The sequence below is a fragment of the Rhodococcus sp. IEGM 1406 genome (assembly GCF_030056745.1).
Classification (GTDB): Bacteria; Actinomycetota; Actinomycetes; order Mycobacteriales; family Mycobacteriaceae; genus Rhodococcus_F; species Rhodococcus_F erythropolis.
Genome location: NZ_JASHKO010000001.1, coordinates 266,512 through 288,743, shown reverse-complemented (window position 1 = coordinate 288,743; position 22,232 = coordinate 266,512). Strand labels below are relative to the sequence as shown.

Here is a 22,232-nt window from a genome sequence, read left to right as displayed (position 1 = left end):
TTCGGGTGTAAGAAATCGGCGCATCGCGATAACTGGACGTGACGACCGAAGCCTAGCCTTGGGTTTCGGTCATTTGTCGTGTCTGCACCCGGACGCTGATTCAAGGAGTTATCCATGCCCCGCCCTCTCGTCGAACCGTCGCTGGTCCCGGCTTTGCGCCCGGCGCTGCCTGCATTGGCCGCCGGGGTGCTCGCGGCGGCAGCGTCAGGGGTCGCGACGCTCGGTGCGCTCTGGAGCGTCGTGCAACTCATCGGTGAACCGTCGATGACTTGGGCCGGGTGGGCATGTGGGCTGTGGCTCACCGGGGTAACGCTCGCGGCCACGTCGTCGTGGCTCTCGCATCACGCCGAGTCGCTCTTCGAGGCCAGGCTTCGACGCCAGCTCGCAGCTCATCTCGTTCGACTGCCCGCAAGCACGCTGTCCCGCTACAGCGGAGACGCACTGAGGAGGCTCGTTTCGGACGACATCTCGGCGCTGCACCATATGACTGCGCACCTACCGGCCGAGTTCGCGACACTGATCGTGGTCCCGGCGGTCACGATCGCGGTACTGGTTGCCTCAGCCGGCCCCGTAGCGCTTCTCGCTCTCGCTCCCGGCATCGTGGCAGCACTGTTCTACTTGTTCGTAATCCCCAGAATGGCCGCTCGGCACAGCGCCGAAAGTGCGGATGTCATGGGAGACATCGTGACCGCCGTGGACGACTATGCCCGCGGTATCCACGTCTGCCGGATCTACGGCGCGCAGACCGGCGCTGCCGCCGACTATGCAGAATCGACAGCACGGTTCACCCGGGGAATGCAGGAGCGCGTTCGACTCGTGGCTACCCCCGCGGCCGTCGCGGTTGCCCTCATGCAGGCGACGGCGACGTTCGCGATCGCCTATGCCGTCGGATATCGCTGGGATGCAACGACGTTGGCCGCCACTATTCTCTTCAGCCTCGCAATCGTGACACCGGCCCTGCGGCTCGGGCACGGCCTCGACTACGTCGCGGCTGGACGCGCTGCTGCAGTCCGGCTCGCCGCTGCCCTGGACGAACCCACCCTCCCTGCCGGTGAAGCACTCACCGTTCCGGCGTCGAGTCCCTCCGACCGCCTGGAGATCGTCGACCTGACTGTCATGATCGCGGACCGCAGAGTCGTCGACGGCGTCACGCATGCATTCCGCCCAGCCGCGATCACTGCGATCACGGGACCGAGTGGAGCGGGCAAGTCGACGCTCCTGAAAGCACTGGCCGGCTTCGAGATCCCGGAACTGGGTACCGTCCGCTACGCGGGCCAGAGCGTCGTCACGATCGACGAGAACCTGCGGCCACAGTCCATTCTGCTCACACCCCAGGGCGCAGACGTGTTGCCGGCCACGGTGCGCGAGAACATCGCACTGGCCGCCCCCGATGCAACGGACGCAGAATACACCGCCGCACTACGCCGGGCACAGATCGACATCAGCCTCGACACCGACGCCACTTCACTCTCCGGCGGAGAACGTCAGCGAGTCGGGCTCGCTCGGGTATTCCTCTCGCCCGCAGCAGTACTGCTGCTCGACGAGCCGACCAGTGCGCTCGACGATCGGACAGCGGCCGAACTGCTGAAGGAACTGCGCCACTTCGCGCACGACGAAGGAAAGACGATCGTGATCGTCACCCACGACCCTGCTCTTGCAGACGACGCCGACGATCGACTCGACCTCGACAGCCCCAACTCGCACAACGCCGCCTCGCGTAATGCCGCCCTGACTGGAGCCGAATAATGAACAGCGCCAATGCAGCCCGTCGCCGCTTGATCACCATCGGATTCGGTTGGGTGTCCGTTGCTGTCCTCGAGGCGATCGCGTACACCACCCTCGCCCTCTCGATCGCTGATCACCGGTCGCCGGTTCTCGTGCTGGCCACGGCCGCAATCGCTCTCTTCGTGACCGTCCTGGTCTCGCGGGGTGGTTACTTCACCGGGGCTCGACTCGTCGGCGATCTCTACGATGCGCTCGGCGACGCCTTCGCCCGCACCAAGCTGTCGTGGTTCACCGACGACAACCGGGCGCTGCTCGCCACCGTCGCCGGGCGCGGAATCCCGTCACTGATGAGCGTTCCCGCGCACCAACTTCAGACCTTCCTCGTTACGCCACTGATACCGCTGCTCCTACTTCCTGGGATCGCGGTCGTCGCGGGGCCCGGCGTCATGCTGCTCGTCGGCGGACTGCTCGCCGTGTCGCTCGCGGCTCAGACGCTCGCCCAACGCGCTCTCAGCCGAGCGGACGCGCGCCGGCACGAGGCCGAACTCGCAGCAACGCAGTCGACTCTCGAGCTCACCGATCATCTCGAATTACTGCGCACGGCAGCCGGTCCCACACGTTCCGTCGAACGTATCGAGCGAAGTTGGCGGGATCAGGAAACCGCGCTTGCACGGACCAATCTCGCCGCGGCACCAGCGACATTCATCTCGGCGATCGCCACCATTGTGCCGCTGGCAGGCGCAGTGATCTTCCTCGCCGCCACCGGATTCGACGATCCCGCAGCCGCTCTCGCGCTCGTCATCCTCACCGCCCGCGCCGCTGCCCCGCTCGACGAACTCGCTCTGGCCGGAATCGGAGTCAATGAACTGCGTGCAACGGTTCGCGATTATCGGGCCGCGACTTCGGCTCCCGCACTACCCGAGCCCGCGTCCCAGGACGCCGCGCGCCCTGTTGGAACTGGCATCAAGGTCGTAGGAGTGGACCACGCTCCGGTTCTGCGCGGCATCAACGCGGAGATCCCCGCCGGGGAGCGTGTTCTCGTCGCAGGGCGCTCAGGTACGGGGAAGAGCACCCTTCTCGGCCTGCTCATGCGCTTCGACGACCCGGACGAAGGCAGCGTCACTCTGGGTGGAGTTTCATTGCGCGACTTGCCATATGACGACCTGGCTGCACACATCGGCTACGTGCCACAAGATCCACTCGTGTTCTCGGGCACGCTCGGCGAGAACATCGGACTGGGAAGACCGGGCGCTACCGAAACCCAGATCGAGGACGCCGCCAGGCGCGCTGCCCTCGGCGCCGTTCTCGACCGCTCGACGCTCGGCATTCATCAGGACATCGGTCACCAAGGATCCGCTCTCTCCGGTGGCGAACGTCAGCGGGTGGCGATCGCTCGTGCCTTCCTCAAAGACGCTCCCGTCCTGGTGCTCGACGAGGCTACTTCGGCTCTCGACGAGGGCACCGAGCGCCGCATCGCCGGCGCCGTGCGGGAATTGGCGGCTACCGTCTTCGTCGTCACCCACCGCGACCCCGCCATCTGGGAGCCCACCCGCACGATCACGCTCTGACATAGCGTTCCCCACAGCCAGGCCTGCGTCGACGCGGCCTGGCGGATCCAGCGAAAGCCTCTGCCCTGCAAATCGACCGGTCCTTCGAATCAGCTTCCCGTGAGCACCAGCGCGGGGAGCATTGACGAGCCGATGGCGGCCGACCCAATACCTAAGGGGATGAGCGCCGACATCATGTTTCGGTAATCAACGGCTTCGATGGGTGGAAGCCCGGGGATGGGATTGGGAACTGGAGCGTGGCGTTCCCAAGCCCCGCATCGGTCGGAGGTGAAGCTGGTGTCGCCCCACATGATTTCTATCGTTTCTGGTCCACCGCCGAAGTTGTTTTGAATGATGTCTCGGCCGTAGCCCGTCCGTTCCCAGTAGCAGGACCGTCCGCCGGAAGTACTCCACAGGCCGGGCAGCATCTGGCCTTCGCCGCTGCCGACACGGTAGGTGCCATCAGCACCAGCGGGGATATAAGTGCCCGCGTTCGCGACACCGCCACCCACAAAGATCAAACCGGCAGATGCTGTGGCACACAACAGTGACCCGACTAACTTGTTCTTCACTGACTCTCCCAATACTCGCAAACTTGACCAGCGAACCTTAGGCGACCGACCGGTCGGATCGCGCACACCTGCCCGAATTGTGAAGTATTTCACCCCTCAGTGAACGAAGCCCTCGACGATCACGCCCAGCGCCGACCCCGTGTTATCACTGCGACACGAACAACCCGTCGCCACACAATCATGTGGCGACGGGTGGGTGCTTTCCGTTCTCCAGTTGTCCGTCTACAGCTTCGCGCTGATGAGCGGCACGATATGTTCAGCCGCCCACGTCGTTCCGATCGGGCCACCGCTCGTGATTGCCCACAGAACATCCCCGCCGTCGGCGGTGCGAGGAGGCAGGCCAACCCAATGACCGGAGGACACAGCGCCGAGTGCTTGGAAGAGCTTCCCGCCGGTCAGCTTGTCGAAATCCTCTTCGCTGCCGGCGGCACTGCGACCGATCAGCAGGAAATCCGCATCGATGTTCTCGAGAAGTTCCTCTCCGACCGTGCTCTGAGTGACGAACTCCTTCGCACGCGGGTTCTCGGCAAAACCAAGCTCACCCAGGAATGTTGCCGGCGCCGAACCTGGCGCTGAAAGATACTGCAACCCATTGCCCGTGCCGTAGAAGATCGCCCAAGTCGCAGTCAGACCCGCGAGTTGCGGGTTCTCCTCACGCACTTTGGAGAAGTACTGATCATGTTCTGTCACAACCTTTTCAGCCGTATTCGAGAGATCGAGGGTCTCGCCCAGAACACGGATCGACTCCTTCCACGGCACGAGCATCCGCGACTTCGTGTCGGGGCTCGTCACCACCGGTGCGATGGAGGACAAACGCTCGTAGTAATCACCCATGGACAAACCACCCAGGCCGTCAGCCCAGCCGACGGCGACGATGAGGTCCGGTTCGCTCGCGGCGATCGCTTCGACGGGAAGTGTTCCACCCATCGCGAACTCGAAGGTGTCGAGATTCTCTGCGTCGTAAGGCAACAAGTACGACTGGGAAGCCGATTCCTTCACCATCGACGAGGAGAGGACAGGTTTGACGCCGAGCGCGAGGAGCATTTCCGTGTCGACGGCATTGGGCACGATGGCGGCGATCCGCTCCGGTCGCTTCTCGAGAATACTTGTACCGTATGGCGATTCCAGGGTCAGCGGGTAGGTGGTCGTTCCTTCCGCAGCGGGCAGGGCGTTCCCCTCCGAACCGGGAGAGGATGCCGTTTTCGAGTCTTCGGCCGAGGCCGAGCACCCGGCTACGAGGAGCGCTGCGGCGAGCGCGGCCCCGATCAGTCCGGTGATCCGTGATCGTCTGGTGCGCAGGACTGTCATTTCTGCCTTTCGGTGTTATCGAGCACTTTCGGTGTTGCTGAGGTGAAGGGTGTTGGGTGAGCGATGGAGCCAGGTCAGGAATCTGCCCGAACGGCCCCGCCGCGTTTCCAGTAGCCGGTGAAATCGATGTGGGTCTTCGCAATTCCTCGATCACGAATCAAATGACGCCGAAGCGAGCGAACCGTCGCCTGTTCGCCTGCAAGCCAAGCGAATACGCGTCCGTCAGGCCATTCGGCAGCACTGACCGCGTCGAGCAACAAAGTAGTAGCGCCGGGCTCGACCCCCTCGCGCGGCAACCACGTGACACTCACCCCGGACAACTCGCGCACCGATTGGATGTGAGCCGAGTCCGCAATTTCGACGAACACATGCCCCCTGGCATCGGCGGGCAATTCCTCGAGCAGACGTGCGATCGCCGGCAACGCGGTCTCGTCACCGACGGCCAGCAGATACTCGTGATCTTCCGGGAGTCCCTGCGATACAGAGGGGCCCGCGATGTGCATTCGGTCGCCCGGGCTGGCGTCCCGCGCCCAGGTGGTAGCCACTCCGTCGCCGTGAACAACGAAATCGACGTCGAGTTCCCTTGTTTGCGGATCGTAGCGGCGCACGGTGTATGCGCGGGCAAGCGGACGGCGCCCCGCAGCGAAAGTCACACTGCCGTCGACCATTACCGGCAGGACCGGGTCGGATTCGCCGGGGTAGGTGAACAGCAACCGGATGTCGTCGTCGAAGCCCGTACTCGCGAAGGCGGGTTCGGCAATTCCGTCGGCGTTGGTGAAGGTGTCGAGTTGGGCTCCGGTGAGCGTCACTCTCCGCATGCCCGGCGTCACCTCTGTCACCCGATGTACCTCGAGTTCACGCAAGGTAACGGGGTACGCCGTTGTCGGACGGGTGTTTCGGGGCACGGAAAGTCTCCTCGGAAGCGCACAGACGGGGGTCCGGCCCACGTTCGATCACGACGGGAGGGCCAATAAATAAAGCTAGCCTGCCCTAATCAGTTAGGGTTATCCGTGCGTACCGACTTTTTACACTCATCGGTCGGCTGGAAGAGAATGCATCGACGTCGGGAGGGCATCGTGGGACCACGGTTGGTGTTCCCCGCAGGCGAAGTCCCCGAGATCCCCGCTGCTCGGCTCGCCTCGACCGCGAATGAACGCGAGCCACTGCTGTTCTGGGTACATACCGGGCGCGCAGAATTGCAGATCAGCGGCCGTACCCGCAGTGTGACTGCGGGGGCGGCAATCTGGGTACCGGCGGGAATCGCGTACAGCATCCGGGTCGATCCGGGCGCGGTCGCATTTCCCATCCCACTGCCCGCGGCCGACCTGCCGCCCGCGTTGAACCGGGTGATCGACTTCGAGATCCCAGCAGACTGGCAGGACTGGCTCGTCCACCAATTCGCGCACAACTTGGGATTTCTTCGGGGTGAGACGGCAGCGGGAGCCGGACTGATCGAGCTTGTCGCGGGTGTTCACTCCGACGGGGACGACAACTCCCCGTCATACTCGCCACCGCGCTTGCCACGCTCGGCCGAAACCCTCGAGATCGCACGCACGCTGCTGCGGACGCCATCCGACGACACCGAACTTTCCCGGTTCGCCCAGCAACTCAAGATCGGTGTCCGCACCCTGCAGCGCCGATTCACCGAGGAAACGGGATTGTCATTCGTGCGCTGGCGTACTTCGGCCCGGATCGCGGCAGCGACCTCATATCTGGCCGCCGGCCGCGAAATCGGCTGGACGGGTAGCCAGGTCGGATTCGCGACACCCGCGGGCTTCACCCGCGCCTTCCGAGAACACACCGGCATGACACCCACCGACTACGCACGCGCCAACCGGCGCCCGACGCCGCCCCGTGAAGACGAGACCCTGGCACAGGGCGTTGCATTGTTGTCCGAAGAAGGCGCCCGGTCAGGATCGGCACCAGCACCCCCGATGATCCCCGCAAGTGGAACGTGGGCACGGGTCAACGACTTTCACGTCGTTGTCTGGATCTACCGAGGCTCCGCCCGGGTCACTTTCGGCGACCGAACCTGGAATCTGCGACGGGGTGACGCGATGTGGCTTCCCGCTGGAGTGCGCAACAGCGTCGAGATCGCCGAAGCCTCTTTGTTACTTCCCCTCGGATCCCAGCCGGGTGCCTCTCCAGTTACCGCACCGCCCCCACGTGTGCTGCACTTCGCGCGCGAAGCGCAGGCGTATCTGCTGCACACGGTGGTCGCGAATTACACCCACCTGCGCCCCGAGATCCACGACCCCGCCCGGATCGCGAGGCTGATTCGAAGTGCCGCGGCAGCGCCCCTACCCGGCGGCGATCAGGCCGATCCAGTCGAAACGATCCTTGCCGCACTCCGGAAGAACCCCGCCGATTCGCGCACGCTGCCGGATTGGAGCGCTCGGCTCGGCGTCGACGAGGACATGCTCCTCAAAGACTTCGTAGCGGCCACCGGCCAGAGCTTCCCGCGCTGGCGCGGTCAGTTGCGGATGACCCTCGCCCGCGCTTATCTCGAGGAGGGCCTCGCGGCCGGGGAGGCTGCCCGTCGACTCGGCTACGCGCACGCGTCCGGATTCACCAAGGTCTTCATCGCGGCTCACGGCATGTCGCCCCGGGACTACCAGCGCCGCGGGTGGCGGGGCGCTCCCGAAGGACTCATCGACCCGTGAACCTCCGTCGGATTCACATCTACCGCTCGTCGCCGCCCTTGGATTCCGGCGACAGGGCCGGGAACCAGATGTCGGTCAGAACCTCGGCCGCCTGCATCCGAGTCACGTCGATCGTCCCCTGCACGGCCCAGCGTGTGAAGAATCGCTCCAGCTGGCTCACGAGCAATTCGACGCGCAACCTCGCCTCGTCATGCTGTTCCACCGGCCACCGACCCAGATACTTGGGCATGGCATTCGGTAGTTCGGTCATACCGTCTCGCGCTGTCTCGCGGAACTCCGGTTCGAGTGCCACGGCCTCGTCCCACGCCGGCAGCAGGCGCTTGTTCTCGTCGAACCAGTCGAAGGCACGTTCCAGCCATGCGGTGAACTCCACGCGAGAGTTCGTGTCGAGGACCCGATCGAGATCGATGTAGAAAGCGAACGCACTCGCCGCCATCCCGGCCGCGCCGATCGTCTTGAGCATCTCCACCTTGCTGGCGAAATGCACGTAGAACGTGGCTCTACTGCATCCGACGACCGAGGAGATGTCGTCGACCGTGACAGCCGCGTATCCCCGTTCCTCGAACAGAGTGCGTGCGGCGTCCACGAGTTTGGCCCGCGTCGCGCGTTTCTGCTCGTCGCGAAGGGTTCCCCGCCTGTTCTTCGGGCCATCGGTAGTCGTGCTCACGTCGCCCACCTTGCTCGCATTTCGACTTCCTGGCAAATCACCGACTCACCGTCATCAAAAAACATTGCGTCATTCATTGACACATCGTCAGCGAATGGCGCACTATGACTCAAGTCACTTCTCGGGCTTCGATTCTTCTTCGCGCACGCCCGAGACAGAACAGAAAGCGATGGCGAATGAGCCCCTCCCCCTTGCCGAGCGTCTGCATCATCGGCGCCGGGCCTACCGGAATCACGACGGCCAAGCGAATGAAGGAATTCGGAATACCCTTCGACTGCTACGAAGCGTCCGACGAGGTCGGCGGAAACTGGTACTACAAGAACCCCAACGGAATGTCGGCCTGCTACCAGAGCCTGCATATCGACACGTCGAAGTGGCGCTTGGCATTCGAGGACTTCCCGGTCTCTGCCGACCTTCCCGATTTCCCCCACCATTCCGAACTCTTCCAGTACTTCAAGGACTACGTCGAGCATTTCGGCCTGCGTGAGTCGATCATCTTCAACACCAGTGTTGTTGCCGCAGAGCGTGATGCAAACGGACTGTGGACCATCACGCGCTCGGACGGCGAAGTCCGTACCTACGACGTCCTGATGGTCTGCAATGGTCACCACTGGGATCCCAACATCCCGGATTACCCAGGTGAGTTCGACGGCGTCCTCATGCACAGCCACAGCTACAACGACCCGTTCGATCCGATCGACATGCGCGGCAAGAAAGTTGTCGTGGTCGGAATGGGGAACTCAGGCTTGGACATTGCTTCCGAACTGGGGCAGAGATACCTCGCCGACAAGCTCATCGTCTCGGCGCGCCGCGGCGTGTGGGTGTTGCCGAAATACCTGGGCGGCGTGCCGGGAGACAAACTGATCACCCCGCCCTGGATGCCTCGGGGGCTGCGCCTGTTCCTGAGTCGTCGATTCCTCGGCAAGAACCTGGGAACCATGGAGGGCTACGGACTACCCAAGCCAGACCACCGCCCCTTCGAGGCACATCCGTCAGCCAGTGGCGAGTTCTTGGGACGCGCCGGGTCCGGCGACATCACCTTCAAGCCGGCGATCACCAAACTCGACGGAAAGCAGGTTCATTTCGCCGACGGCACCGCGGAGGACGTCGACGTGGTCGTCTGCGCCACCGGCTACAACATCAGCTTCCCCTTCTTCGACGACCCGAACCTGCTGCCGGACAAAGACAACCGTTTCCCACTCTTCAAACGCATGATGAAGCCCGGAATCGACAACCTCTTCTTCATGGGACTGGCTCAGCCCATGCCGACGCTCGTCAACTTCGCCGAGCAGCAGAGCAAGCTCGTTGCCGCCTACCTGACCGGGAAATACCAACTGCCGTCCGCGAACGAGATGCAGGAGATCACCAAGGCCGACGAGGCGTACTTCCTCGCCCCCTATTACAAGTCACCGCGCCACACCATTCAGCTCGAGTTCGACCCGTACGTCCGCAACATGAACAAGGAAATTGCCAAAGGCACCAAGCGTGCCGCGGCCTCGGGGAACAAGCTACCTGTTGCGGCGCGTGCAGCCGCACACGAACTCGAGAAGGCGGATCGCGCATGAGCACGGTGAACGGTCACTGCAACAACGAGTTCGAAGCCGTCCGCACCGCCTTCGAGGCGCAACTCGAATCCGGTGAGGAGTTGGGTGGCTCCATCGCCATCACCGTCGACGGAGAAGCAGTAGTAGACATCTGGGGCGGATACGCCGACGAATCCCGTACCACTCCTTGGGGTCCGGACACCATCGTCAACACCTTCTCCATCACCAAGACCATGACGGCTCTGTGTGCACTCCTGCTGGTCGAACGCGGCCAATTGGACGTGTACCAGAAGGTTGCTCACTACTGGCCCGAATTTGCGGTAAACGGCAAGGAGGACATCGAAGTTCGCCACCTCCTGTCGCATACGTCTGGCGTCTCCGGTTGGGAGCGCCCGATCGAGCTGAAGGACATCTACGACCTCGAGACGTCCACCGCTCGCCTCGCTACCCAGAAGCCTTGGTGGACCCCGGGTACGGCGTCGGGCTATCACGCGATCAACTACGGCCATCTCGTCGGTGAAGTCATTCGTCGCATCGACGGTCGGACCCTCGGCAGGTTCTTTGCCGAAGAGCTAGCCGGTCCACTGGGAGCCGACTTCCACATCGGCACGTCCGCAGAGCATTTCGGTCGAATAGCCACCATGGTTCCGCCGCCCGCGTTGGAGTTCGACCTGTCCACGCTCGACCAGGACAGCATCTTCATCAAGACCCTGACCTGCCCACTGCTCGACTACCCCGAGGTCAACACCGCGCCCTGGCGGGAGGCCGAGATCGGCGCAGTCAACGGCCACGGAAACGCACGTTCTATCGCTCGGATCCAATCCGTGATCTCGAACGGTGGTGTGCTCGACGGCCAGAAGCTGCTCTCGCAGAGCACCATCGACCTGATCTTCGAGATCCAAGCCGACGGTATCGACCTCGGGATCATGACTCCGCTCAAGTTCGGCATCGGATACGGACTGCCGCACCCGGATACCGCACCCCTGGTTCCCGACGGACGCGCCTGCTGGTGGGCCGGTATCGGCGGCTCGATGCTGGTCAACGATCTGGACCGCCGGATGACTTTCGCCTACGTCATGAACAAGATGGCACCCGGTCTGATCGGGTCCGACCGCAGCAACGCCTATCTGAGCGCTGCGTACAACTCCGAGATCAGCGAGGTCAGTTCATGAAGGCAGCTCAGCTCATGGGGCCTGGTCTCCTCGAGATCAACGACGTGCCGATCCCCGAGATCAGTCCATCGGAACTGCTGATTCGGGTGGGCGCAGCGGGAATCTGCCACTCCGATCTGCATCTCCTGCACTTTCCGTACAAGATGCGCGAAGAACCGCTGACCATCGGCCACGAAATTGCCGGAACGATCGAAGCCGTCGGGAGTGGCGTCGACGGCCGTTCCGTCGGAGAGCGTGGCGTCGTCTACCTGTGCTGGTCCTGTGGACAGTGCCGAGAATGCATGAGCGGCAACGAGAACATGTGCCTCGCCGCTGGACGCACCGCGATGCCGCCCTGCCCCGGGCTCGGTCCCGAAGGCGGAATGGCCGAGTACGTCAAGATCCCGGCTCGCTCATTCGTACCCATCGGAGACCTCGACTTCCTGCAGGCTGCACCGCTCGCCGATGCAGCACTGACGAGCTACCACGCCATTCGCGGCGCACGCGAACATCTCCAGCCCGGTGCCACCGCCGTCGTGATCGGCGTCGGCGGACTCGGTCACGTTGCAGTACAGATACTTCGCGCAATCAGTGCCGTGCGCATCATCGCCGTCGATGTCGGACAGGAACAACTCGATCTCGCCAAACGTTGCGGCGCCGACATCACGCTCGATTCGGGACCGGACACCGCGCAGCACATCCTCGACCTCACGTCGGCCAGAGGCGCAGAAGTCATCTTCGACTTCGTCGGTATCGACGCAACTGCACAGATGTCCGTTCAAGCGGTTGCGCCGAATGGCGCGTATCGCATGGTGGGTCTCGGAGGCGGAAACCCGGGAATCACAGCCGAAGCTGCCGGCGGACCGGGCTGGCCGTGGGGCGCATCGATCCGGAAGTCCTATGGCGGCACCAGAAACGACCTCGTCGATTCCATCGCCCTGGCACAGGCCGGTCTGGTAACGGTAGAAGTAGCCCGCTTCGACCTCGCTGATGCCCGCGACGCACTCGACCGTCTCGAACACGGCAAGGTCACCGGACGCGCAGTGCTCGTACCCTAATCTTCGAAAGGCACTTCACGTGACTACTTCCGCTGATACACAAGCATTCATCGCGTCCGTCATGGCTGGGCTGACCGGCCCTGGTGGTCCTTTCGAGATGCAAGTCGAGGATGTACTCGGCAGCTCGATGCCCGTCATGAAGAACCGTGACAAGGCACTCGGCGACGTGCTCGCTGCATCCTTCGATTACGGATCACGCGACTACCTGGTGACCAAGGACCGACGCTACAGCTACCTCGAGCACGGCGAGGCCGTAGCAGCATTGGCCACTGCGCTGCGCGAGCGTTACGGCATTCGCAAGGGCGATCGGGTGGGCATCCTCGCCGCCAATACGCCGGAATGGGTGATGACCTTCTGGGCGGCTCAGTCGCTTGGCGCCATCGCCGTCGGGTTCAACTCGTGGTGGGTGGCCCGTGAAGTGCAATACGGCATCGATCACACCACTCCCACCGTGGTGATCGCCGACGCCAAACGCGCACAAGTTCTTTCCGAAGTGAACACCGATGTTCCCGTGCTCACGATGGAAGAAGATCTACCGGCCTTGATGGAGAAGTATTCGGGTTCGGCACTGCCCCGCACGTCCGTCGACGAGGACGATCCGGCCGTCATTCTTTACACGAGCGGAACCAGCGGCCGCCCCAAGGGAGCTGTTCACACTCATCGAAACGTGTTGGCCGTCATCGACTACCACCGCTACAGCGATCGCCTCGCTGCGGCATTCACCGGCCGACCCAGTGACGGCCGACCCGGTGACTTGCGGTATCTGCTGACCGCGCCGCTGTTTCACATTGCAAGCCTGCATAACCTGGCGATCCCACGACTCGCGACGGGCGGAGCCGTGGTCATCCATCAGGGCGCCTTCGACGTCGACGAAGTCCTTTCCCTTGTCGAACGCGAGAAGGTCACCAACTGGGCGGTGGTCCCCACCATGGCAACCCGTCTCCTCGAACATGGCAGTCTCGAGAAGTACGACCTGACCTCACTGAGCGCCTTTGCACTCGCGTCTGCGCCGTCATCTCCGGCCTTGCAGGACCGCCTGCGCGCACGACTGCCTTTTGCGCAGCACACCTTGGTCGACAGTTACGGGCTCACCGAATCCTCCACCGGCATTTCGGTTGCCACGCCACCAGAACTCGCCGCGTTCCCCGGAACTCTCGGACGGCCCATCATCGGTGTGAGTGTGGAGGTCCGTGATCCATTCGGTGTTGCGGTTCCCGACGGCGAGGAGGGCGAAATCTGCGCTCGCAGTCCGTATGTGATGTCGGGATACTGGAACGACGAGACTGCAACTGCTGCCGCCATCGGTCCCGACCGATGGCTCCGAACCGGCGACTTCGGAGTTCTCGAAGACGGCCGACTCCGCCTGACGGGCCGCCGGTCCGATCTGATCCTGCGCGGCGGCGAGAACGTCTACCCTCTCGAAATCGAGCAGACTATCGACGAGCATCCCGCGGTACTCGAATGCGCTGTGATCGGCATTGATTCGGCAGACCTCGGCCAAGAAGTGGCGGCCGTTGTCGTTCTTCGCAGCGAGGGAGCGGCGACCGAAGAAGAACTACGCGACTATGTCGCCGAACGACTGGCCTACTTCAAGGTGCCGGTGAAGTGGAAACTGAGCACAACTCCTCTGCCTCGCAATGCAACCGGGAAGACGATACGCGCAAAGGTGGCTATCTCATGACCTACGACGCCGTGATCAACAACGGTCTGTGGTTCGACGGCACCGGGGCGAAACCAGCTGTCCGCAATCTGGGTATCAGAGGCGGGCTGGTCACTGCCATCTCCCTCGATCCACTCGACGAAACCGACTGTCCCCGTGTCATCGACGCGCGGCGCAAGTGGGTGATCCCGGGCATCGTGGACATCCACACTCACTACGACGTCGAGATCCTCGAAGGCCCGGCGCTGAGCGAATCTCTCAGACACGGGGTCACGTCGATCTTTGTCGGATCGTGTTCCCTGTCCACCATTCACGCCAGCCCGTCGGACGCCGGCGACCTTTTCGGCCGCGTCGAAGCTATCCCACGCAAGCACGTCGTCGAAGCACTCACGCGGGCCAAGACCTGGAACTCCGCGAGAGAGTATGTTGCTGCACTCGAGGCGCTTCCGCTAGGTCCCAACATTGCAGCCTTCATCGGACACTCCGACATGCGAGCCGCCGAGATGGGACTGGATCGTGCTACCAGGACGGACGTGCATCCCACCGACACCGAACTCGCGTCGATGGAAGCACAGTTGACCGAAGCTCTCGACGCAGGATTCGTCGGGATGTCCAGTCAGCAATTGTTGTTCGACAAACTCGACGGCGAGACCTGCCGCTCACGCACGCTGCCGTCGACGTATGCAACCACGAAAGAACGACGCCGACTCAATGCGATCCTGCGCCGCCGAGGACGGGTATTTCAGGCCGGACCTGACCTCTCCAACCCGATGAGTACCGGAGCTATGGCGTTCTCCAGCGCGGGTATCTGGCGTAAGCGACTCAAGACGAGCATGCTTTCGGCGGCCGACATCAAGTCCAACAAGTTGGCCGTGGTGATCCTCGGCCCACTGGCACACTTGGTCAATCGACTCGGCGGCGACCTGCGCTGGCAGCACCTGCCAGTTCCCTTCGAGGTATATGCCGACGGCATCGACCTGGTTGTCTTCGAGGAGTTCGGATCCGGCGCTGCAGCACTGCATCTGACCGACGAGATGGAACGCAACGTCCTGATGCAGAGTGAGAAGTACCGTCGACAGTTCCGCAAGGACTACGATCAAAAATTCGGCGTCAAAGTCTGGCACCGCGACTTCTTCGACGCCGAAATCGTTTCCTGCCCCGATGAATCCCTTGTCGGCAAGAGCTTCGGGCAGGTCGGCGTCGAACGAGGCGGCCTCCACCCTGTCGATGCATTCCTGGATCTGGTCCTCGAACACGGCACGAAAGTGCGTTGGCGCACAACCATCTCGAACCACCGGCCGGAGATTCTGGACAAGTTCGCCCAGGACAACGGTGTCCAACTCGGGTTCTCCGACGCCGGAGCGCATTTGCGCAACATGGCGTTCTACAACTTCGGCTTACGACTGCTACGACGTGTCTACGATGCCCAAAAGGTCGGCCGTCCCTTCATGACCGTCGAGGCAGCGGTGCATCGCCTCACCGGCGAACTGGCCGAGTGGTACGACGTCGATGCCGGGCACCTTCGATTAGGTGACCGCGCCGACCTGGTTGTGATCGATCCCGCCCATCTCGACGATTCACTCGAGGCGTACGCCGAAAGTCCGGTCGTGGAGTACGACAACCTCTCCCGCATGGTCAATCGCAATGATCAGACCGTCACCGCAGTGTTCGTCGGCGGCGAGTACGTCTTCGGCGACGGAGAAGCAGCACCCGTTCTCGGCAACCGCCGAACCGGAAAGTTCTTGAAAGCAGGTGCCCATTAACACGTCCAGATTTGCCGGCAAAACCGCGGTTGTCACCGGCGCAGCATCAGGTATCGGTGCAGCCATTGCACTACGACTTATCGGCGAAGGCGCACAGGTAGCCGGAATCGACATCGATGCAGAGGGTTTGAAGGAGATAGCCTCCCAGCACGGCGCGTCTTTCCTCGCCGTTCCCGCTGACGTCACCAAGGAATCCGATGTTGCCGAGGCTATTGCCGCTGCGGCTGCGGAATTCGGCGGTATCGATCTGGCTTTCAACGTTGCCGGGGCGTCGAGGGTTGGGCAGATCGTCGACCTCGACGAGGCCGACTGGGACTTCACCATCGACCTGGTGCAGAAGGGCGTCTTCCTCTGCACCAAACATGAAGCGCGGCATATCCGAGAGCACGGTCGCGGTGGTGCGATAGTCAACGTGTCCTCATTGAACGCGCACGTACCGAGCCCCTACGGGAGCGCGTACGCGACAGGCAAAGCCGGGGTCGAGATGTTCAGCAAGAATGCCGCGATCGAACTCGCTGCGTCGGGGATCCGGGTCAATGCCGTTCTACCCGGCCTGGTCGACACGCCACTGGTCGCGCCGGTCATGAACTACGAACCCGCCCGCGACATGTTTCTCAGCCGAATCCCCATGTCCCGAGCGGCAACTCCCGACGAGATCGCGGGCCCCTGCCTCTATCTCGCCAGCGACGACGCCTCGTACATCACCGGAACCAGTCTGGTCGTCGACGGCGGCTGGGAGGTCTCGAACTACCCGGATCTGACGACGCTGGGCAACTAGGTTCAGTTGCCGGGCAACACACATTGAGTGTCGAGGCCGAGGACGTGGTTGAGCCGGCCGAAGGCCAACCACGATCCGAGGCACATGCTCAACTCGACGATTTCTCGCTGGGAGTAGTGAGCTGTCATGCGTTCCCAGAACTCGTCGTCGAGCCCGTGGTGGTCGAGGGCGTATCTCTCGGCGTATTCGGCAGCGAGGCGCGTCCTGTCGTCGAAGGCATCTGTGGTGCGCCAGTCGGTGACAGCCTGATCGAACGTCGACTCCACAGTCTCGCCGTCACGCTCGGTGCGCCAGTCCTGACAGAAGATGCACCCGTTGATCTGAGCGATCCGAAGCCTGGCCGCCTCGAACTCGCGGAGTCCGAGAGTGCCGTCCGTGTAAACTTTTTGGGAGAACCCGGCGGCCGCGGGCCCGATGCCGGGGACCATCTCTCCCCACACGTAGCCGATCGGGTTCTTACCTTCGGGTATGTCGATATTCATGTGAGTACCTCCGAGTTTCGGGCACCGAGCTTGCCGACGCCGGGTGTGAGCGGAACGTCCAGCGCGTCGTAGAGGCCGGGTTCAGCCTTACGTAGCCACGGAATTGCGTTGACGAGACGTCCTACGGCCGTGGCATTTCCACCGGCCGCGCGGTTTCCACCTTCATCGGTGGCTTCGACGTTGATCTCGATTCGTGGTCGCCCTTCGACGATCACCTTGTGCGCGCCGTCGCCTCCGTCGGGCGGGAGCGGCCAGTCGCGGGCACAGGACGGATGAATACGCGTGACGTGTTCGATCACGATCAGGGGTTCCCCGCCGACGATTCCCTGAACCTCGAATCGCAGTGCGCCTTGGGTGCCGGCCGCGAACTCCCCCATATGTTCGGTCGACACGGTTTCCTCGAGCGGGCGGCGCAGCAAGGTCTCGCGGATCTCGTCGAGTTCCACCCCGAGCGCTCGGGCGATGAGCCGAATCTGCCCGCCCCAGACCATGGTGGGAACACTGGGCGCGACCATCGGAGGTTCGTAGTCCATCGGCTGACCCATCCCGATCAGGTAGCGGACAGAATCCGGCTGTTCGTAGGTCGTGTAGTCGAAGATTTCCTGACACCGGATCTGGTCGATTGTCCCCGCGAGCCCGCTGACGAGAATCGGCAGGATGTCGTTGCCCCAGCCTGGGTCGATACCGGAGACGAACAGAGCGCCGCCGCCCGCCTTGGCTGCAGCTTCAACGGGATCACGAAGTTCGGGAGGCGCAGATTTCGGGTCGTACAGCGCATATACCGACGGCGTGACCACTACAGCTCCAGCGGCCAGCGCCCGCGTGATGTCGGCAACAGCGTCATCGGGCCGAATGTCGCCGGACGCCGCGTAGACCACCGCGCCGGGGGACGCTGCGAGCACGGCATCGGCGTCGTCGGTAGCCGCGACGCCCAGGTGCACTCCCAGATCCGCGAGGTCACCGGCGTCTCGCCCGACCTTTGCAGGGTTGGCAACGATGACGCCGACAAGTTCGAGGGCAGGATTGGCTGTCACAGCGCGAATCGATGCACGCCCGACGTTGCCGGTACCCCACACGACAGTCGGAATCTTGGACTCGGCTTCATTCGAAACTGCACCCATCAATCGGACATTACCCAGCTCAGCGCGTCAGGTCAGCAGAACTGCAAGAATTCGTTTCACTTCATCCGGTCAAAAATGCCATTGCCTGCGCAGTCAGTGCACCGTCACCCCGCCTCCGGTACGTCTCGGCGGGTCGGCCGTTACCTGGCCTGCTCATCTCGCCGGTACTTTCGAGCGCGTCGAACACCTGCCGGCGGAAGCTGTCCTTCTGGAACGGACGATCGAAGATCACCTCGTACAGTCCCCGAAGTTCGGCGACGGTGAACGTCCCGCCCGACAATCCGTCCGGATCCACGTACGACGCATACCTCGTGCGTAGGTCCGTGACCGCGAGTCGCACCATGTCGGCGTGATCGAATGCGAGTCCGCTCACTGCCTCGTCGTCGTACACATCGACGAGAAGCGCCGAATCGGGCAGTGCCGATTCCGGTAGGCAAGCCGTGTGTGCGACCGACAAAACCCATCCACGGTCGTCGCGGTCCGGTCGGTCGAAGATCGCCAACTGGTGAAAGCTCGTCTGGGCCAACTCTGCCTTGACCGACAGGGCACGATCGGCTGCGGCCGTGAGCAATTCGCGTTCGTGCAGAAATGTTCCCGGTAGCGCCAGCGCACCGAGACGGTGCCGAACCACCAGAACTTTCACAGATCCACCGCTGTACGTCAGCACCGCGACGTCCACTGCCACGGACGGACGCGGATAGTCCGTCAATCCCTTGCCACTCGTGTCTGTCCATTTATTCACCCTTGCATGTTATCTCAAACATGATCTATGGTTAGCGCAAAGTTGATCAAACGATCGTCGCGAACCGAAGAGGTGGCTATGAAACTCACCGCACAGCAGTCCGATCGAGCGGCCGGCGTTCTGCTCGGCACCGCAGCAGGAGACGCACTCGGCGCCGGCTACGAATTCACCTACCCGAAGGCCGAGGTCACGATCGACATGATCGGTGGCGGCCCGTTCGACTGGGCGCCGGGAGAATGGACCGACGACACCTCGATGGCAGTTGCGATCGCCGAGGTGGCCGCCACCGGAATCGACATCGGAAGCTCTGACGGTCTCGATGCCATTGCAGCACAGTTCATCCGGTGGTACGACTCGAAGCCCGCGGACATCGGCAACCAGACGCGAGCAGTGTTGTCCGTCCGCTCCGAAAGCGCAGCGGCGATGGCGGATCGTGCGCGGGCGATCAGCGGCCGCAAGGCCGGCAACGGCTCGCTCATGCGCACCGCTCCCGTCGCCCTCTCCTACTTGGACGATGCAGAAGGTGCCATGGCGGCCGCGCACCGGATCAGTTCACTCACGCACGACGACCCGCGTGCCGGACAGGCGTGCGAGTTGTGGACCCATGCCATCCGCCATGCCGTTGTCGCCGGCAACTTCGACGGCGTTCGAGGCTTCCTCTCCGTTGCCGATCAGGAGGTAGCCGAATACTGGGGCCCGCTGCTCGATCAGGCCGAAACCGGGAACCCGCAGGACTTCTCCAAGAACGGTTGGGTGGTGCATGCACTTCAGACTGCTTGGTGGGCCATCACTTCCACGGACAATGCCGATGCTCGCCACCTCCAGTACGCATTGGAAGCAGCCGTACGAGCCGGCGGGGACACCGACACGACTGCGGCTATCGCGGGTGGCCTTCTCGGCGCCCGTTGGGGAGCGTCGGCTGTTCCCGCCCGCTGGCGCCGAATCATGCACGGCTGGCCGGGATACCGTTCCTCCGATCTGGTTCGCCTGTCGATCAAGACTGCTCGCGGCGGTACCGACGACAAGAACGGATGGCCGTCGACCGCAGAACTCGATTACTCGAAATTCCGCGGAACCCACCACCTGACCACACATCCGCATGACGACGGCGTCACGCTCGGCGGCGTCGATGCGGTGTCCACTGCGGACTACGACGCCGTGGTCAGCCTGTGTCGCATGGGAACACGGCAGGTCAGCTCCGATCACGTCGAGTTCTGGTTGGTCGATGACGGTCACGATTCCAACGCCAACCTCGAGTTCGTTCTCGACGACGCAGCGCGCACCGTCCAGGCGTTGCGGGCCGAGGGAAAGCGCGTACTCCTTCATTGCGTTCAGGCGCACAGTCGCACACCGTCGGTTGCGGCGCGATACTCGATGTTGATCGGACGTGACCCCTACGACGTACGCTCGGCTATGCCGTGGGCTCGCCCGAAGCGTGAACTCTGGAACACGGCAGTCGGAAACACGGCCGTCGGAAACACAGCCGTCGGGTACCCAGGAGGATCCATGCCCGCTATTACCGTCGTCGAAGGTGACATCACGACGCTGACCGTCGACGCCATCGTCAACGCGGCCAACTCCAGGCTCCTCGGCGGTGGCGGTGTCGACGGCGCGATCCACCGAGCCGGAGGACCGGAGATCCTGAAGGCCTGCGAGGTATTGCGCAACACCAGCCTTCCCGACGGCCTCCCGGTGGGTGCGGCCGTGGCCACCACCGCGGGAAAGCTCCACGCCAAGGCCGTGATTCACACCGTCGGCCCGAGGTATTCGCGCTCCGAGGACCGATCCGGATTGCTTCGGTCGGCGTACACCCGCAGTCTCGCCGTTGCCGACTCGATCGGCGCACGAACCGTCGCCTTTCCGTTGATCTCGGCAGGGGTCTACGGCTGGCCGAAGGAAGATGCGGTCCGACAGGCCGTTTCAGCGATTCGCGCGGCGAAGACCGAGGTCGAGACGGTCACACTGGTCGCATTCAACAAGGAGACGGCAGAACTGATGCGCCGCGCGATCGCCTGACCGTTTACCGGGCCCACTTCACGCCACGTTAAAGCAGTGCAGAGCGGTCAGAGAAGTGGAGAAATTTCGCCGGTTGGACGTTTGTCCAACAATTTGTCCGAATCGCATATTTCGCGGCTCGCTCTGTGTTCTACTCCTCTCCAGGGTTTGAGCTGGTGGTGAGCAAACGACGAAGACGTATTCGCTTCTCTGTCAGCTCGAGGCCGGTTCCCGGACCCGGCTTCAAGCCGAGAGCTCGATCTTTTCGAGCGCTACTCAAGGAGAATGTGAATGGTGTCGACGTTGATGCGCCGAGGAGTAGGGGTGGCCGCATCCTTGACCGGATGCGTTGCCCTGGTCGTCGGCGGAGCGGGAGTTTCATCCGCCGCTGATGTGAACCTTCCGTTCACGGCATCGTGTCACGGGTGGCAGTTCCCCGGTCCGATCACACACAACGAGACGCGTGATTCCGGCGTCACGATCAGTGCCCCGACCGTGGTTCCGCCGAACTCGACCTTCACCTACCGACTCGCCCCCAAGCCGATGACGGTCCCCAATGACGGCTACGACCTCAGGTCCGTCGTGAACTGGACGCGTCTCAAGTTCGATTTCGACATCCCTGCAGGCACCTCCTACGTGGGGGCGCAGATCGTGGCCGGCACCAGCTCGAATCTGGGTGGGGTCGCCCCGACGATCACGCGGGTGAACGATGCCGGTTCACCCGATCCGAATGGGACGCATCTTCGTATCTCCGGCAACAACATCACGGCGGGCAACGGACCCAACACCGACGACAACGGCGGCGGCGGAATCGAGGTCGGTGGAGGAAAGACGTTCCAGCTCCCGGCAGTCGACGTCACCGTCACGTCAGGGGCTGTGGGAACCCAGATCAAGCCCATGCTCCGCGTTTCCGACACCAACTCCGGTTCCTACGACAGTGCCGCCAACTACCTGACCTTCCTGCAACAGGAGACACTGCTCGGCGGCGTCAAATACTGGCTGACCACCAATTGCTCACCACGCGACAATCGTTCGGCCGGATTGAACGCAGGCGGCCAGCCGCTCGCCGTGATCAATGTCGACTCCAGCCTCGCTCAGACACAGACGCGAATCGACGCACCCGGTAAAGCTGTCGTCGGTGACTCCGTGGAGCTGACGGCAACGGTCACTCCTTGGCCGTCGGGAGGAACAGTGCAGTTCCGTGACGGAGGGGTCGACCTCGGCGCTCCGGTGGCCGTCGTCAACGGCGTCGCGAAGGCCAACCGCACGATGACAACAGCGGGCGACCACAACATCACGGCGTACTACACGGGATCTGCCGGTTTCATGGAATCGATGTCGGGCGCCGTGACGATCAACGTGGTCGAACCGTCCGAGCCCGAGCCTGGCACCGGTAGCCTCGGCAGCCTTGGTACCCCCGGATTCGGGTCGTGAAAACTGTGAACAGAAACCAGGA

The 22,232-nt window shown here is 63.0% G+C and carries 18 protein-coding genes; 11 read left to right on the top strand and 7 right to left on the bottom strand.

All coding sequences use genetic code 11. The annotated features are described in order from the left end of the window. The first annotated feature begins 114 nt into the window (after positions 1-114). Complete coding sequence (locus QM596_RS01370; protein WP_283307886.1) at positions 115-1,746, top strand: ATP-binding cassette domain-containing protein; 1,632 nt, start codon at positions 115-117, stop codon at positions 1,744-1,746. Then, positions 1,746-3,293 (top strand): ABC transporter ATP-binding protein, encoded by a 1,548-nt coding sequence (locus QM596_RS01365; RefSeq protein WP_283307885.1) that lies wholly within the window; start codon positions 1,746-1,748, stop codon positions 3,291-3,293. The genes QM596_RS01370 and QM596_RS01365 overlap by 1 nt, the downstream gene beginning before the upstream one ends. 89 nt (positions 3,294-3,382) lie before the next feature. Here QM596_RS01365 and QM596_RS01360 read toward each other — a convergent pair whose 3' ends face one another. The 3 genes from QM596_RS01360 to QM596_RS01350 form a co-directional block, all read right to left on the bottom strand. Then, the gene (locus tag QM596_RS01360; RefSeq protein ID WP_020971217.1) at positions 3,383-3,844 is read right to left on the bottom strand and encodes an Rv1352/Rv1906c domain-containing protein; all 462 of its coding nucleotides are present in this window, start codon (positions 3,842-3,844) and stop codon (positions 3,383-3,385) included. 222 nt (positions 3,845-4,066) lie between these two features. Then, entirely contained in the window at positions 4,067-5,152 is a 1,086-nt protein-coding gene (locus QM596_RS01355) for an ABC transporter substrate-binding protein (RefSeq protein WP_283307884.1), read from the bottom strand. 74 nt (positions 5,153-5,226) lie between these two features. Further along, positions 5,227-6,057: a siderophore-interacting protein gene (locus QM596_RS01350; protein WP_283307883.1), complete on the bottom strand. Its 831-nt coding sequence runs from the start codon at positions 6,055-6,057 to the stop codon at positions 5,227-5,229. A 171-nt stretch (positions 6,058-6,228) separates the two neighbouring features. Here QM596_RS01350 and QM596_RS01345 point away from each other — a divergent pair, with 171 nt between their 5' ends. Continuing rightward, on the top strand, positions 6,229-7,815 hold the full coding sequence (locus QM596_RS01345; RefSeq protein WP_283307882.1) for a helix-turn-helix domain-containing protein: 1,587 nt from the start codon (positions 6,229-6,231) through the stop codon (positions 7,813-7,815). A 19-nt stretch (positions 7,816-7,834) separates the two neighbouring features. Here the strand turns inward: QM596_RS01345 and QM596_RS01340 are convergent, their stop codons facing one another. Then, positions 7,835-8,491, bottom strand: a complete 657-nt coding sequence (locus tag QM596_RS01340) for a TetR/AcrR family transcriptional regulator (RefSeq protein WP_021333340.1) — start codon at positions 8,489-8,491, stop codon at positions 7,835-7,837. Between the two features lie 167 nt (positions 8,492-8,658). Here QM596_RS01340 and QM596_RS01335 point away from each other — a divergent pair, with 167 nt between their 5' ends. The 6 genes from QM596_RS01335 to QM596_RS01310 are packed head-to-tail and all read left to right on the top strand — an operon-like array spanning position 8,659 to position 16,436. Further along, a complete protein-coding gene (locus QM596_RS01335) occupies positions 8,659-10,047 on the top strand; it encodes a flavin-containing monooxygenase (RefSeq protein ID WP_175470368.1) in 1,389 nt (462 codons plus the stop codon). Then, a complete protein-coding gene (locus QM596_RS01330) occupies positions 10,044-11,198 on the top strand; it encodes an EstA family serine hydrolase (RefSeq protein WP_042953259.1) in 1,155 nt (384 codons plus the stop codon). Before QM596_RS01335 ends, QM596_RS01330 begins: the two co-directional genes overlap by 4 nt. Beyond that, positions 11,195-12,235: an NAD(P)-dependent alcohol dehydrogenase gene (locus QM596_RS01325; RefSeq protein WP_283307880.1), complete on the top strand. Its 1,041-nt coding sequence runs from the start codon at positions 11,195-11,197 to the stop codon at positions 12,233-12,235. Before QM596_RS01330 ends, QM596_RS01325 begins: the two co-directional genes overlap by 4 nt. A 19-nt stretch (positions 12,236-12,254) precedes the next feature. Then, a complete protein-coding gene (gene casG / locus QM596_RS01320) occupies positions 12,255-13,916 on the top strand; it encodes a steroid-24-oyl-CoA synthetase (RefSeq protein WP_283307878.1) in 1,662 nt (553 codons plus the stop codon). Beyond that, positions 13,913-15,658 (top strand): N-acyl-D-amino-acid deacylase family protein, encoded by a 1,746-nt coding sequence (locus QM596_RS01315; RefSeq protein WP_195790938.1) that lies wholly within the window; start codon positions 13,913-13,915, stop codon positions 15,656-15,658. Before casG ends, QM596_RS01315 begins: the two co-directional genes overlap by 4 nt. Continuing rightward, positions 15,648-16,436: an SDR family NAD(P)-dependent oxidoreductase gene (locus QM596_RS01310; protein WP_029256589.1), complete on the top strand. Its 789-nt coding sequence runs from the start codon at positions 15,648-15,650 to the stop codon at positions 16,434-16,436. Before QM596_RS01315 ends, QM596_RS01310 begins: the two co-directional genes overlap by 11 nt. 2 nt (positions 16,437-16,438) lie before the next feature. On the opposite strand, the gene QM596_RS01305 is transcribed toward QM596_RS01310, so the two are convergent. From QM596_RS01305 to QM596_RS01295, 3 genes are all read right to left on the bottom strand, one after another. Continuing rightward, positions 16,439-16,918: a carboxymuconolactone decarboxylase family protein gene (locus QM596_RS01305; RefSeq protein ID WP_019745891.1), complete on the bottom strand. Its 480-nt coding sequence runs from the start codon at positions 16,916-16,918 to the stop codon at positions 16,439-16,441. Beyond that, positions 16,915-18,039 (bottom strand): NAD(P)H-dependent amine dehydrogenase family protein, encoded by a 1,125-nt coding sequence (locus tag QM596_RS01300; RefSeq protein WP_019745892.1) that lies wholly within the window; start codon positions 18,037-18,039, stop codon positions 16,915-16,917. The genes QM596_RS01305 and QM596_RS01300 overlap by 4 nt, the downstream gene beginning before the upstream one ends. 61 nt (positions 18,040-18,100) lie before the next feature. Beyond that, on the bottom strand, positions 18,101-18,781 hold the full coding sequence (locus tag QM596_RS01295) for an NUDIX hydrolase (RefSeq protein ID WP_283307877.1): 681 nt from the start codon (positions 18,779-18,781) through the stop codon (positions 18,101-18,103). Between the two features lie 78 nt (positions 18,782-18,859). Here QM596_RS01295 and QM596_RS01290 point away from each other — a divergent pair, with 78 nt between their 5' ends. Together QM596_RS01290 and QM596_RS01285 are read left to right on the top strand one after the other, a co-directional pair. After that, positions 18,860-20,797: an O-acetyl-ADP-ribose deacetylase gene (locus QM596_RS01290; protein ID WP_113682768.1), complete on the top strand. Its 1,938-nt coding sequence runs from the start codon at positions 18,860-18,862 to the stop codon at positions 20,795-20,797. Positions 20,798-21,067: 270 nt separating this feature from the next. Further along, positions 21,068-22,210: an Ig-like domain-containing protein gene (locus QM596_RS01285; RefSeq protein ID WP_020909591.1), complete on the top strand. Its 1,143-nt coding sequence runs from the start codon at positions 21,068-21,070 to the stop codon at positions 22,208-22,210. Positions 22,211-22,232 lie beyond the last annotated feature (22 nt).

Bases quoted from the DNA above. Each gene is read 5' to 3' on its own strand.
- QM596_RS01370 (WP_283307886.1), top strand. From the start codon at position 115: ATGCCCCGCCCTCTCGTCGAACCGTCGCTGGTCCCGGCTTTGCGCCCG.
- QM596_RS01365 (WP_283307885.1), top strand. From the start codon at position 1,746: ATGAACAGCGCCAATGCAGCCCGTCGCCGCTTGATCACCATCGGATTC.
- QM596_RS01355 (WP_283307884.1), bottom strand. From the start codon at position 5,152: ATGACAGTCCTGCGCACCAGACGATCACGGATCACCGGACTGATCGGG.
- QM596_RS01335 (WP_175470368.1), top strand. From the start codon at position 8,659: ATGAGCCCCTCCCCCTTGCCGAGCGTCTGCATCATCGGCGCCGGGCCT.
- QM596_RS01330 (WP_042953259.1), top strand. From the start codon at position 10,044: ATGAGCACGGTGAACGGTCACTGCAACAACGAGTTCGAAGCCGTCCGC.
- QM596_RS01325 (WP_283307880.1), top strand. From the start codon at position 11,195: ATGAAGGCAGCTCAGCTCATGGGGCCTGGTCTCCTCGAGATCAACGAC.
- QM596_RS01315 (WP_195790938.1), top strand. From the start codon at position 13,913: ATGACCTACGACGCCGTGATCAACAACGGTCTGTGGTTCGACGGCACC.
- QM596_RS01305 (WP_019745891.1), bottom strand. From the start codon at position 16,918: ATGAATATCGACATACCCGAAGGTAAGAACCCGATCGGCTACGTGTGG.
- QM596_RS01300 (WP_019745892.1), bottom strand. From the start codon at position 18,039: ATGGGTGCAGTTTCGAATGAAGCCGAGTCCAAGATTCCGACTGTCGTG.
- QM596_RS01290 (WP_113682768.1), top strand. From the start codon at position 18,860: ATGAAACTCACCGCACAGCAGTCCGATCGAGCGGCCGGCGTTCTGCTC.
- QM596_RS01285 (WP_020909591.1), top strand. From the start codon at position 21,068: ATGGTGTCGACGTTGATGCGCCGAGGAGTAGGGGTGGCCGCATCCTTG.